The organism is Pseudomonas sp. MTM4, assembly GCF_019355055.1.
Lineage (GTDB): Bacteria > Pseudomonadota > Gammaproteobacteria > Pseudomonadales > Pseudomonadaceae > Stutzerimonas.
On the sequence record NZ_CP048411.1, the window covers coordinates 4,270,284 to 4,282,855 of the forward strand.

Sequence of the window (12,572 nt, forward strand, 5' to 3'; positions counted from 1 at the left end):
GCTCAGGGGTAGCCGAGAACGGATTTGAGCTGGGGCAGGTTGCGCTCGATCCAATGGCGGTCGATCGCGCCCCAGTCGTGGATGCGGTATTGACCGGCGTTATGCCGCTCGCCGTCCTCCTGGGCGAAGCGGCAGTCGATATCGAGATCGGCCAGTGCGGTCAGGGTGTCTTGGGCTGTGCGCCTTGGCATCCCGGTCGCGGCGACCAGCGCGGGCACGCTGGTGGCTGCACCGCTGTCGATCAGCCAGGCGACGTAGAGTCGACGGTAGAAACTGCTTCTGGTTTTGCTGACAGTCATCACGGTTCCATGACAGTGGTTCTGTGCCGTTGAGCCTATGCGAGGCTTCAACGGCACAGAACGAGGCGTATCGATTAACGCAGCGCGAGCATGCCGATGTAAGTGACCGCGCCGGCTGTGTAGCCGAGGAAAGCTAGCAGGCTGACCCGCTTGATATACCAAGTGAAGCTGATCTTCTCCATGCCCATTGCTGCAACGCCCGCCGCCGAGCCGATGATCAGCGTGCTACCGCCGGTGCCGGCGCAGTAGGCGAGCATTTCCCAGAAATTGCCATCGACGACAAATTGCGAGAGCCATACGGTTTCGTCAGCCGCGGCTTCGGCAAGCATAGCCGGGCTCACCAGCGGGTACATTTTCATCGAACCGGCAACCAGCGGCACGTTGTCGACTACAGCCGATAGCAGGCCGATGGCGTAGTTGATGGGATAGATGTGGCCCATCGTCTCGCGTAGCGCCGTAGCGACCTGCGTCAGGTGACCGGCAGTGGCCAGTGCCGCGACGGCCAGCAGGATGCCGAGAAAGAACAGCACGCTGGGGGTATCGACCTTGCGCAGCACGCCGACGACCGAAAGCGGATGTTTGTCCTCGTCATTCTTATGGCGGTGGATGAATTCAGTGGTGATCCAAAGCACTCCGAGGCCGAAGAGGATGCCCATGTAAGGCGGCAGGTGTGTCACGGTTTTAAAGATCGGCACGAACAGCAGGGCCCCGAGACCGAGCGCCAGAACCAGGTTGCGCTCGAACGGAGTGGTAGCCGATGAGCTGTGTTCGGCAAGGTGCGCCCGCACACGTGGCCGCGGCGCCTCGCCACGCAAGCGGAAGCTGAGGATGATCAATGGCACCAACAGGCAGACCAGGCTCGGCAGGAACAGGCCAGTGATAACGCCGGAGGCGGTGATCTGGCCACCGATCCAGAGCATGGTAGTGGTCACGTCGCCAATCGGCGACCAGGCACCACCGGCGTTGGCGGCGATCACCACGATGCCCACGTACAGCCAGCGTTCCGGACGCCCGCGGATCAGTTTGCGTAGCAGCGAAACCATAACGATCGTAGTGGTCAGGTTGTCCAGCGCGGCTGACAGGAAGAAGGTCAGGAAGCCGATGATCCATAGCAGATGAACGCGCTTGCGTGTCTGAATTCGGTCGGTGATGGCCTTGAAGCCCTCGTGGGAGTCGATCAGCTCGACGATGGTCATCGCGCCAAGCAGAAAGAACAGGATTTCCGATATCTCGCCGAGGTGGTGGCGCAACGATTCGACCACTACGGCCGATGAGTCGCCTGGATCATGACTGCCTGGTTGCAGCAGCGGCAGAATGCTGTCCGCACCTAATATCAGTACGGTCCAGGTCAGCACTGCGGTGAGCAGCGCGGCGGCGGCTTTGTCGATCTTGAGTGGGTGTTCGAAGGCTATACAGAGATAGCCCAGAACAAACACAACAGCCATGAGTGCATACATCGGAGGGGCTCCATCTTGAGAAACCGGACCGGCGGTTCGGAATGCCGAACGGCTCGGTCGTTGGCAGGCTCAAAATGGCGATGGGCTTTAGCGAGTGAAGTAAGTTAGAAAACCGTATACGGAAAGGTAGCTACCTGCGTGTGACGGTCGCGTACGGCTGCCCGGTCGGGCTCGCTGTGCTGCGGGCTTAGTTCATGTCGTAGAGCTTCTGCGTTGGCTCGGCCTGCCAGTTGTTATTCGGGATTTTGTTGTGAGTCATATTGTACCGGCGGTGCCGGTTATAACTTGTCACTGATCAAGCGCGATTCAAACAGGCTGGCGTTCGGTTTAAGGTAAGGCTGGAAATGACCGTGGGCGCTCAAGACGAAGAGCGCCAGCCGGTGCCAGCGCACTCCGTTTTGCTACTGATCGCAACGGCGAGCCGCTGCGATCAGCTAACCATCACAGCCCGGCGATGCGCTCGCGCTGTTCCACCAGTCGGGCTTTTGCCTGTTCGGCTTCGGCCAGTTTGGCGCGTTCCTTGTCGATCACCTCGGCCGGCGCCTTGTCGACGAAGCCGGCGTTGGAGAGCTTGCCGCCGACGCGCTTGACCTCGCCATCGAGACGGCCGATTTCCTTGTCCAGGCGCGCCAGTTCGGCGTCCTTGTCGATCAGGCCAGCCATGGGCACCAGTACCTGCAGGTCGCCGACCAGGGCGGTGGCGGACAGCGGTGCCTCTTCGCCTTCGCTAAGCACACGGACGCTTTCGAGCTTGGCCAGCTTCTTCAACAGCGGCTCGTTCTCACCGAGGCGGCGCAGGTCCGTTTCCGAGGCATTGCCTAGCACCACGTCGATGCGCTTGGCCATGGAGATATTCATCTCGCCACGGATCTGGCGAATGCCCAGCATGAACGCCTTGACCCACTCGATATCGCCTTCTGCTGCCTCGTCGAGGCGCTCGGGGTTGTATTCCGGCCAGGGTTGCAGCATCAGGGTCGGACCGGTCTTGCCCGCCAGCGGCGCGACGCGCTGCCAGATTTCCTCGGTGATGAAGGGCATGAACGGATGCGCCAGGCGCAGCGCGGTTTCCAGTACGCGCACCAGGGTGCGGCGGGTGCCGCGCTGGCGGTCGGCGCTTGCGGTTTCGTCCCAGAGCACTGGTTTGACCAGCTCCAGATACCAGGCGCAGTACTCGTCCCAGACGAATTCGTATAGGGCTTGCGCGGCCAGGTCGAAGCGGAAGTTTTCCAACTGGCGGGTCACTTCGGCTTCGGTGCGTTGCAGCGCGGAGATGATCCAGCGATCCACGGAGGACAGTTCAACGGGCTCACCATTGATTCCCGTGTCCTTGCCTTCGGTGTTCTCGAAGACGAAGTTGGCGGCGTTCCACAGCTTGTTGCAGAAGTTGCGGTAGCCCTCGACGCGGCCCATGTCGAACTTCACATCGCGACCGGTGGAGGCCAGCGAGCAGAACGTGAAGCGCAGCGCGTCGGTACCGTAGCTGGCGATGCCTTCGGGGAACTCGGCGCGGGTCTGCTTGGCGATCTTCTCGGCGAGCTTGGGTTGCATCATGCCGCTGGTGCGTTTTTGCAGCAGTTCGTCCAGGGTGATGCCGTCGACGATGTCCAGCGGATCGAGCACGTTGCCCTTTGACTTGGACATCTTCTGGCCCTGGCCATCGCGCACCAGACCGTGGACGTAGACGGTCTTGAACGGGATCTGCCCGGTCAGGTGGGTCGAGAGCATGATCATTCGGGCGACCCAGAAGAAGATGATGTCGAAGCCGGTGACCAGCACATCGGTGGGGTGGAAGGTCTTGAGGAAATCGGTCTGCTCGGGCCAGCCGAGGGTGGAGAAGGTCCACAGGCCGGAGCTGAACCAGGTGTCCAGCACGTCCTCGTCCTGGCGCAGCTCCACTTCATTGCCGAGGTTGTACTTGCGGCGGATTTCCATCTCGTCGCGGCCGACGTAGACGTGGCCGGCTTCGTCGTACCAGGCCGGAATGCGGTGGCCCCACCACAGCTGGCGGCTGATGCACCAGTCCTGGATGTCGCGCATCCAGCTGAAGTACATGTTCTCGTACTGCTTGGGAACGAACTGGATCTCGCCGCTTTCCACCGCAGCGATGGCTTTTTCCGCCAGCGGCTTGGTGGAGACGTACCACTGGTCGGTCAGCCAGGGCTCGATGATGGTGCCGGAGCGATCGCCACGCGGGACTTTCAGTGCGTGGTCGTCGATCTTCTCCAACAGGCTCATGGCCTCGAATTCGGCGACGATGGCCTTGCGCGCGTCGAAGCGGTCCATGCGCGCATAGCCGTCGGGCAGGCTCGGGTCGACCTTGTCGTTCAGCGTGCCGTCGATATGGAACACCTGGGCGCGGGCCAGGATCGCTGCGTTCTGATCGAAGATATTGATCAACGGCAGCCTGTGGCGCTTGCCAACTTCATAGTCGTTGAAGTCGTGCGCCGGAGTGATCTTCACGCAGCCGGTACCGAACTCGAGGTCGACGTAATCGTCGGCGACGATGGGAATCAGGCGATTGACCAGCGGCAGCATGATGTGGCGACCGATCAGGTCCTTGTAGCGCTCGTCCTCGGGATGCACGGCGACGGCGGCGTCACCGAGCATGGTTTCCGGGCGGGTGGTGGCGACCACCAAATAATCCTTGCCATCGGCGGTGCGCGCACCGTCAGCCAGCGGATAGCGCAGATGCCAGAGATGGCCCTTCTCGTCGTGGTTTTCCACTTCCAGGTCGGAAATAGCGGTGTGCAGCTTGGTGTCCCAGTTGACCAGGCGCTTGCCGCGATAGATCAGGCCGTCCTCGTGCAGGCGCACGAAGGCTTCCTTGACCGCTTCGGACAGGCCCTCGTCCATGGTGAAGCGCTCGCGCGACCAGTCCACCGAGGAGCCCAGGCGGCGAATCTGCCGGGTGATGTTGCCACCAGACTCGTGCTTCCACTCCCAGACCTTCTCGAGAAACTTGGCACGGCCCAGATCGTGGCGATTGACGCCTTGGGCGCCCAGCTGGCGCTCGACTACCATCTGCGTGGCGATGCCCGCGTGGTCGGTGCCCGGCTGCCACAGGGTGTTGCGGCCCTGCATGCGGCGGAAGCGGATCAGCGCGTCCATGATGGCGTTGTTGAAGCCATGACCCATGTGCAGGCTGCCGGTAACGTTCGGCGGCGGGATCATGATGGTGTAGGGCTCGCCCGAACCCTGGGGTGCGAAATAGTTGTTCGATTCCCAGGTCTGGTACCAGGAAGTCTCGATGGCGTGCGGCTGGTAGGTCTTGTCCATTCGGCGGGACCCTTAGAACGGCTGGTCGGAAAAACCGGAGAGTATAAAGGTAAGTACGCGGGTGGCAGAACCGCAATGGCGCTTTTATCGCGCCGCGATCGAGGCGACAGCTGGTCTGGACTGGGTTGGAAGGGGTGTTATCGAAAAGCGGCTGAGTTGCCGTATCGGCAGCTCAGGTGCGATGGGTCTTGATCAGTTGCTCGGCTCGGGCTTCCAGTCGATGCCGCAGCTCGGCTTCGATCTGCGGAACGAAGTCGTCGATCACTTCTTGCAGGATCAATTGCGCGGCGGTGCGCAATTCGAGATCGAGATGGCGCTCGGCCAAGGTACGAAAAGCCGTACGGACGGCGGGTTCGCGGGGCTCCGGCTCTGGCTGGCTTGTTGCGGAAGGTGCGGGTTGGACGATTTCCGAGAGCACAGGGATGCTGTCCGGATCCAGCGTCTCGCTCAACACGGGCGGGTCCTGATCTCCTAGCAGCGCACGGATGGACTCCAGGTCGTCGAGTAGATGGGTGGGTTTTGGCGTTTGCGTCATGTACGGTGGTTTCCGGAGATTAAGCGTCCAGGTGGTCGTGGCGCTCGTTAAACGGGATGAGCCCGATGCCTATCGTTGTTGACTCGTCGATAAGGCGATGAGTTCGCCGAACCCAGCGGCACTGGCGCTACAGTTCGACTCGCTTCGGTTCATAGCCACGTTGCCGATAGAGGCGGAAATTGTCTCGGCAAAGGCTTAGTAGCTCCGGTTGTTGGTTGACGATCTCGATCACGCGGCTGAACTGATCGGTATGTGGCGATAGCGTTGGCGCCAGATTGATCAGCAGACCTTGGGCAGTGGCGGGTGGTTGCTCCGTGCCGATCACCACCGGCGCATGCGGATCGTCGTCGTGCAGTTCGTGCGGTATGAAGCGTTCGGCGCGAAAGCTCCACAGCAGCTCGTCCAGCTGACCGCACTGTTGGCTGTCGTCGCAGCGAATGAACACCGGCATCCCGTGCTGCCAGCCCTTGCTCGCCAGCAGGCAGGCCGCTTTGGCTCGGCCTGCCGGTTCGCTATCGGGCAACACATAGAACTCGACCCGTGTCATGTCCGGTTCCCGCTCGCCTGTCTCATGCCTGCTCGGCTCGATCCAGCAGGTACTGGGTCAGCAGGGGCACAGGACGGCCGCTGGCGCCTTTTTCCTTGCCGCCACTGATCCAGGCGGTGCCGGCGACGTCCAGGTGAGCCCAGGGATAGGCCTTGGTGAAGCGCGAGAGGAAGCACGCGGCGGTGATCGTGCCGGCCTTGGGTCCGCCGATGTTGGCGATGTCAGCGAAGGGGCTGTCCAGTTGCTCCTGGTATTCGTCGAAGAGGGGCAGTTGCCAGGCGCGGTCATCGGCTTTCTGGCCGGCGCCCAGCACCTGCTGCAGCAGCGCATCGTCATTGCCCAGCAGGCCCGAGGTGTTGCTGCCCAGGGCAACGATGCAGGCGCCGGTCAGCGTGGCGACGTCGATCACGGCGCGCGGCTTGAAGCGCTCGGCATACGTCAGGGTGTCGCAAAGGACCAGACGGCCTTCGGCATCGGTGTTGAGGATCTCGACCGTCTGGCCGCTCATGGTGGTGACGATGTCGCCCGGGCGCGTGGCCTTGCCGCTGGGCATGTTCTCCGCGCATGCCAGCAGGCCGACCAAGTTGATAGGCAACTGCAGTTCCAATGCCGCGCGGAAGGTGCCGAGCACGCTGGCCGCGCCGCACATGTCGTATTTCATTTCGTCCATGCCCAGGCCGGGCTTGAGGCTGATGCCGCCTGTGTCAAAGGTGATGCCTTTGCCGACGAGCGCGTAAGGCTGCTCGCCTTTCTTGCCACCGTTGTACTGCATGATCACGATGCAGCCTGGCTGGTCGCTGCCCTGGGAGACGGCGAGGAAGGCGCCGGCGCCGAGTTCGCGCAGCTTGTTCTCATCCAGCACCTCGACTTTAAGCCCCTTGAATGCCTTGCCGAGCTGCCTGGCCTGTTCGGCCATATAGCTGGGGTGGCATATGTTCGGCGGCAGGTTGCCCAGGTCGCGGGCGAAGCTCATTCCGGCGGCGATTGCGGTGGCGTGGTGTGCGGCTTGCTCGGCCTGAGTCTGGTTTGCCTTGTCGACGAGCAGAGTGATCTTGTCGAGCGCCGATGCGTCGCTCTTCTTGCTCTTGAATTGATCGAACCGGTACTGACCATCAGCCAGCACTTCGACCAGCATGCGAGTGCGCGCGTAGAGGTCGCGATCCTTCACTTGAACGTCTTGCAGGGCGAAGGTCGCGTCGTTGCCACCGAGGCCCTTGAGAACGCCGAATGCGGCGCCGGCGGCTTTGCGCCACTGACGAGCGTCGAGTTCGTCCCCCTTGCCGATGCCAACCAGCAGCACGCGGTCGGCCTTGAGGCCCGGCATGCTGTGCAGCAGTAGGGTCTGGCCCGGCTTGCCTTGTAGGTCGCCGCGCTTCAGTACGGTGCTGATGGCTCCGCCGCTGGCCTGGTCCACGCTCTGCGCAGTAGCCCCGAGCAGTTGCCCCTCGGCAACTGGCAGAACCAGGGTGGCTGTTTTGGCTGCAGCGGCTTTGGTTGTTTTTACAACGAATTCCATGGCGTCGAGTCCCCAAGACAAAGAGTCGGGTTTGCAGGATAATGCCGGGCCTATTTTCCGGTGGTTCGTCCACCGGGGCGTTGAGAGTGCTGCGTGAATTCAACGTCCTGTTGCGGGCGGACCGGCTATTGGCGGCTAGTTTGAGCGTAGCCGCCGGAGCCTGACAACCCTGGAGTGTCCGGTTTGATCGTCTTTCGTTACCTGTCCCGTGAGCTTCTGGTCACCTTGAGCGCCGTCAGCGCCGTGCTGTTGGTGATCATCATGAGTGGACGTTTCATCAAATACCTGGCGCAGGCTGCGCAGGGGCTTCTCGATCCGGGCGTGCTTCTGATGATCATGGGCTTCCGCCTGCCCGGGTTCCTGCAGCTGATTCTACCGCTGGGCCTGTTTCTCGGCATCCTGCTTGCCTACGGCCGGCTCTACCTCGACAGCGAGATGACCGTCCTTTCGGCCACCGGCATGAGCCAGCGACGCCTGCTGGTCTACAGTCTGGCGCCGGCCGCGCTGATCGCTGCGCTGGTTGGCTGGCTGAGTCTCGGCCTGGCGCCGCAAGGTGTTGCCGAAGTCGATCGAATCCTCAATGAGCAAGACTCGCTGACCGAGTTCGATACGCTGGTGCCCGGACGCTTCCAAACCCTGCGCGACGGAACTCGGGTGACTTATACCCGTGAGCTGACCGACGACCGCACGGAGCTGGCAGGCGTATTCATCTCCGAAACCAACTTGTCCGAGGCGACCGGAGAGAAGCGTGGTCTATCCGTGCTGGTGGCCGAAAGCGGTCGGCAGGAGATTCAGCCCGATGGAAGCCGCTACCTGATTCTGGAAAACGGTTACCGCTACGACGGCAATCCGGGGCAGGCCAATTACCGCGCGATCCAGTACGACACCTACGGCGTACTGTTACCAAAGCCTGAGGTCAGTGTCGAACTGAGCGAGCGCGAGGCGATGCCTACCAGTGAGCTGTTCGGCAGTGACGACATTCGCTTGCAGTCCGAACTGCAATGGCGCCTGTCGCTGCCGTTACTGGTCTTCATCGTGACCCTGCTTGCGGTGCCGCTGTCGAAGGTCAATCCGCGTCAGGGGCGTTTCCTCAAGCTGTTGCCTGCGATTCTTCTGTACATGACCTACCTGGCGCTGCTGATCGCTGCGCGTGGTTCCCTTGATAAGGGGCGGATCCCCGCTGCATTGGGGCTCTGGTGGGTGCATGCAATCTTCTTTGCGATAGGAATGTTGATGCTTTACTGGGAACCGCTGAGGCTCGCCATCAGCAAGCGTCGGAGCAGGTCGGGGGTCGCTCATGCGTAAGCTCGATCGCTATATCGGCAGCCATGTATTGCTGGCGATTCTCACTGTGCTCGGGATCATCGTCGGGCTGGCGTTGCTGTTCGCTTTCATCGACGAGCTGGGCGATGTGAAGGGGAGTTACGGCACGCTGAATGCCGCTGTTTACGTCCTGCTCACAACGCCGTCGCGAATCTACGAAATGCTGCCGATGGCGGCACTGATCGGTTGTCTCATCGGCCTCGGCACGCTTGCCAGCAGCAGCGAGCTGACCATCATGCGTGCCGCTGGCGTATCGCTCGGGCGTATCGTAGTCGCCGTGATGAAGCCGATGCTGCTGCTGATGCTGGTAGGCATTCTGATTGGCGAATATCTGGCGCCTTGGAGCGAGAATATTGCTCAGGCCAACCGGGCATCGGCGCAGGGGGCGGGTGAGGCGCAAAGCAGCAAACGTGGCCTCTGGCATCGACAGGGCGAAGAATTCGTACACATCAATGCGGTGCAGCCAAGCGGTCTGCTGCTGGGTGTCACTCGCTACCGTTTCGATGAGCAGCGGCAGCTTCTGTCGGCAAGTTTTGCCCGCCGGGCGCGCTACGATGGCGATCATTGGCAGCTCAGCGACGTCGCTACCACGCATTTTCGCGGCGATCATACCGAAGTGGTCAAGGCCGCCGAGGAGCATTGGGACGTGCTATTGACGCCGCAGCTGGTCGGTACCGTCGTCATGGAGCCTGATGCCCTGTCCGTCACCGGCTTGTGGCGCTATATCCACTACCTCGGCGACCAAGGGCTGAATAACGGGCGCTACTGGTTGGCGTTCTGGACCAAGGTGCTGCAGCCGGTGGTGACGGTGGCGCTGATGCTGCTGGCCATCTCGTTCATCTTCGGGCCGTTGCGCTCGGTGACCCTCGGGCAGCGCATCTTCACCGGTGTGATCGTCGGCTTCGTGTTCCGCATTCTGCAAGACCTGCTAGGTCCGGCGAGCCAGGTGTTCGGCTTCTCGCCGCTGCTGGCGGTGGCGGTGCCCGCAGGCATCTGTGCGCTAGCGGGCGTTTGGTTGTTGCGGCGGGCGGGCTAGTAATGCAAGAGCGCTCGACTAGGCGGCGAGCAGTGCCGAGCCTGAAGCTATTTCTTATGAATATTCTTCGGTAGCTGAACGACCTGGCTTTCCGAATAGATGTCATGCCAGGTGCGGTGCTGCTTGTCCCAAAGCATCCACCAATAGCCCAGCCCCAGCGCCAGCAAGGACATGATTGCAATCAGAAAGCGCAGCAGCGCCTGCCACAGGTCGATGGCGCTGCCGTCGGCGTTCTGAATGCGCACGCCCCAGACCTGCATGCCAAGCGTCTGGCCATTGTGGGTCCAGAACTTGGCGAAAAAGCCGAACAGGCTGAACAGCAACAGCGTGGACAGGATCGGATCGATGTCCAGCCCGCCAGCTTCTGCCAATGCCTGCAGGCCTTCGCTGCCGTAAATCAGGCGCAGCACGCCCTGCTGGTAGAGCAGCGTGACCACCATCATCAGTGCGATGGAAAGAAACGAATCGTAGAAGATTGCGGCGAGCCGGCGAAATAGGCCGGCTGCAGGAAACTGGCCCTGCGGGCTGAGCAGATGGTTGCGCATGGGTGTCTCGCTAAAAATGGCAGTGCGCATTCTACGGAATCACGCGCATAAAAAAGCCCCTGATGTTGCCATCAGGGGCTTTTCGGAGTGAGGGCTTATTCCTGGATTTGCACCTGGTCAGCCTGCATGCCCTTTTGACCTTGCACAGCGACGAAGCTGACTTTCTGGCCTTCTTTCAGGCTCTTGAAGCCGTTGCCTTCGATCGCGCGGAAGTGCACGAACAGATCCGGACCGCTCTCGGGAGTGATGAAACCAAAACCTTTCTCGTCGTTAAACCACTTGACGGTACCGTTCTGACGATTCGACATGTCTTTGTATCCTTGAAACTCAATAGTAGAAGCGCCCCTGCATGGGGCAGGAAGCGGAGACTGGTTGCAAGGAGTAAAGAGTCGAACGGGATGTAGCGGATCTGAAGATCTACTGCACCAGGTCACGATTCAACAGCGACCCATGCAAACACAGTGGGCACACTCTACGATAACTCGCCGGCCGATGCCAAGCCCTCGGAGTCATAGAGTTTGCCCACTGCAGGGGCGCCATTTCGGCGCGCTTTAGCGTTGCTTGCGTTCTTTATGATGTCGCCATGGAGCGAGATGCGCTGCGCCGTTACGAAGCTGTCGCTCGATGAGCGCTTCCAGAGCGTGCTGCGATATAGCCCGATGAAGCATGTCGCGCTTGCTGATGCGCGTGGCGCATCGATACTGCTGGGGTGATGCCGCTACTGCTGCGCGGTTCCCCTGTTCCAAAGGCAATCGGTTGCCTGTGGCTTCTGATTCATGGTGCCTCGAGAGAGACTCGAACTCTCACGTTGTTACCAACGGCGGATTTTGAATCCGCTGCGTCTACCGATTCCGCCATCGAGGCACAGTGGCGGCGCAGTATAGGGATGCAATGCGAGTCGGTCAATCGTCTGGCGTGGTCAGATTGAGGCGTTTCCGCTAAGCTTTGCGCCCCCAAGCCTCGTGCTGATCATTTTCAATGCAAGTTTCCGATTTCTCCTTTCAGCTCCCCGATTCGCTGATCGCTCGCCACCCGCTGGCCGAGCGCCGGGCCAGCCGGCTGCTGGTGCTCGATGGAATGACCGGGCGGCTGGAACATCGTGGGTTCGCCGAGCTGCTCGACTACCTGTTGCCTGGCGATCTGATGGTTTTCAACGACACGCGGGTGATTCCGGCGCGTCTGTTCGGCCAGAAGGAAACGGGCGGCAAAGTCGAGGTGCTTGTCGAGCGCGTGCTCGATGGTCGTCGCGTGCTAGCACATATCCGCTCCAGCAAGTCACCGAAGCCGGGAACAAAAATTCATATTGAGGGCGGTGGTGAGGCGCTGATGCTGGCGCGCCATGACGCCCTGTTCGAACTGGAATTTGCGGAAGACGTGCTGCCCTTGCTCGATCGCGTCGGGCACATGCCGCTGCCTCCTTATATAGATCGACCGGACGAAACCGCTGATCGCGAACGCTATCAGACGGTTTATGCGCAGCGGGCCGGCGCTGTCGCCGCGCCAACGGCGGGGTTGCACTTCGATACGCCGCTACTGGCGGCACTGCAAGAGAAAGGCGTAGAGCGCGCTTTCGTCACGCTGCACGTGGGCGCTGGCACCTTTCAACCGGTGCGCGTCGAGCACATCGAAGATCATCATATGCATCGCGAGTGGCTCGAGGTCGGCCAGGATGTGGTCGATGCCGTTGCAGCCTGTCGTCAGCGCGGTGGACGTGTCATCGCGGTAGGTACCACCAGCGTGCGTTCGCTGGAGAGCGCGGCGCGCGACGGCACGCTTAAGGCTTTCAGTGGCGATACCGACATTTTCATCTATCCAGGCCGGCCCTTTCATGTGGTGGATGCCCTGGTGACCAACTTCCATCTGCCTGAATCGACCCTACTGATGCTGGTCTCGGCGTTTGCGGGCTACCCGGAAACCATGGCTGCCTACGCTGAAGCCGTCGCCGAGGGTTATCGCTTCTTCAGTTACGGCGATGCCATGTTCATCACGCGCAACCCGGCCCCGCGCGGCCCCGAGGAAACCCCATGAGTCGTACCTG

General features: G+C 61.2%; 11 protein-coding genes and 1 tRNA gene. 3 read left to right on the forward strand and 9 right to left on the reverse strand.

Annotation, left to right across the window (positions count from 1 at the left end; translation table 11 throughout):
• Positions 1-2: 2 nt before the first annotated feature.
• From GYM54_RS19640 to GYM54_RS19665, 6 genes are all read right to left on the reverse strand, one after another.
• Positions 3-299, reverse strand: coding sequence for a helix-turn-helix domain-containing protein (locus GYM54_RS19640; protein ID WP_131651175.1), 297 nt, complete (start codon positions 297-299; stop codon positions 3-5).
• A gap of 74 nt (positions 300-373) precedes the next feature.
• Entirely contained in the window at positions 374-1,756 is a 1,383-nt protein-coding gene (gene nhaD, locus GYM54_RS19645; RefSeq protein ID WP_131651176.1) for a sodium:proton antiporter NhaD, read from the reverse strand.
• A gap of 441 nt (positions 1,757-2,197) precedes the next feature.
• Positions 2,198-5,032, reverse strand: a complete 2,835-nt coding sequence (locus tag GYM54_RS19650; protein ID WP_181101749.1) for a valine--tRNA ligase — start codon at positions 5,030-5,032, stop codon at positions 2,198-2,200.
• A gap of 172 nt (positions 5,033-5,204) precedes the next feature.
• Entirely contained in the window at positions 5,205-5,567 is a 363-nt protein-coding gene (locus GYM54_RS19655; RefSeq protein ID WP_181101742.1) for a DNA polymerase III subunit chi, read from the reverse strand.
• A 127-nt stretch (positions 5,568-5,694) separates the two neighbouring features.
• Positions 5,695-6,114 carry a DNA polymerase III subunit chi gene (locus GYM54_RS19660; protein ID WP_181101740.1) on the reverse strand — a complete coding sequence of 140 codons (420 nt, stop codon included), beginning with the start codon at positions 6,112-6,114 and terminating at the stop codon, positions 5,695-5,697.
• Between the two features lie 22 nt (positions 6,115-6,136).
• On the reverse strand, positions 6,137-7,630 hold the full coding sequence (locus tag GYM54_RS19665; RefSeq protein WP_181101738.1) for a leucyl aminopeptidase: 1,494 nt from the start codon (positions 7,628-7,630) through the stop codon (positions 6,137-6,139).
• A 183-nt stretch (positions 7,631-7,813) separates the two neighbouring features.
• Here GYM54_RS19665 and lptF point away from each other — a divergent pair, with 183 nt between their 5' ends.
• Both lptF and lptG read left to right on the forward strand, forming a co-directional pair.
• Complete coding sequence (gene lptF / locus GYM54_RS19670) at positions 7,814-8,935, forward strand: LPS export ABC transporter permease LptF (RefSeq protein ID WP_131651181.1); 1,122 nt, start codon at positions 7,814-7,816, stop codon at positions 8,933-8,935.
• On the forward strand, positions 8,928-9,989 hold the full coding sequence (lptG, locus tag GYM54_RS19675; RefSeq protein WP_181101703.1) for an LPS export ABC transporter permease LptG: 1,062 nt from the start codon (positions 8,928-8,930) through the stop codon (positions 9,987-9,989). The genes lptF and lptG overlap by 8 nt, the downstream gene beginning before the upstream one ends.
• 47 nt (positions 9,990-10,036) lie before the next feature.
• Here the strand turns inward: lptG and GYM54_RS19680 are convergent, their stop codons facing one another.
• The 3 genes from GYM54_RS19680 to GYM54_RS19690 all read right to left on the reverse strand — a co-directional run bounded on the left by GYM54_RS19680 (position 10,037) and on the right by GYM54_RS19690 (position 11,398).
• Positions 10,037-10,534: an RDD family protein gene (locus GYM54_RS19680; protein WP_131651183.1), complete on the reverse strand. Its 498-nt coding sequence runs from the start codon at positions 10,532-10,534 to the stop codon at positions 10,037-10,039.
• A 95-nt stretch (positions 10,535-10,629) separates the two neighbouring features.
• Positions 10,630-10,842, reverse strand: a complete 213-nt coding sequence (locus GYM54_RS19685) for a cold-shock protein (protein ID WP_003284681.1) — start codon at positions 10,840-10,842, stop codon at positions 10,630-10,632.
• 469 nt (positions 10,843-11,311) lie between these two features.
• Positions 11,312-11,398, reverse strand: a tRNA-Leu gene (locus GYM54_RS19690).
• 114 nt (positions 11,399-11,512) lie between these two features.
• Between GYM54_RS19690 and queA the strand changes: the two genes are divergently transcribed.
• Positions 11,513-12,562, forward strand: coding sequence for a tRNA preQ1(34) S-adenosylmethionine ribosyltransferase-isomerase QueA (gene queA, locus GYM54_RS19695; protein WP_131651184.1), 1,050 nt, complete (start codon positions 11,513-11,515; stop codon positions 12,560-12,562).
• The last annotated feature ends 10 nt before the right edge of the window (positions 12,563-12,572 follow it).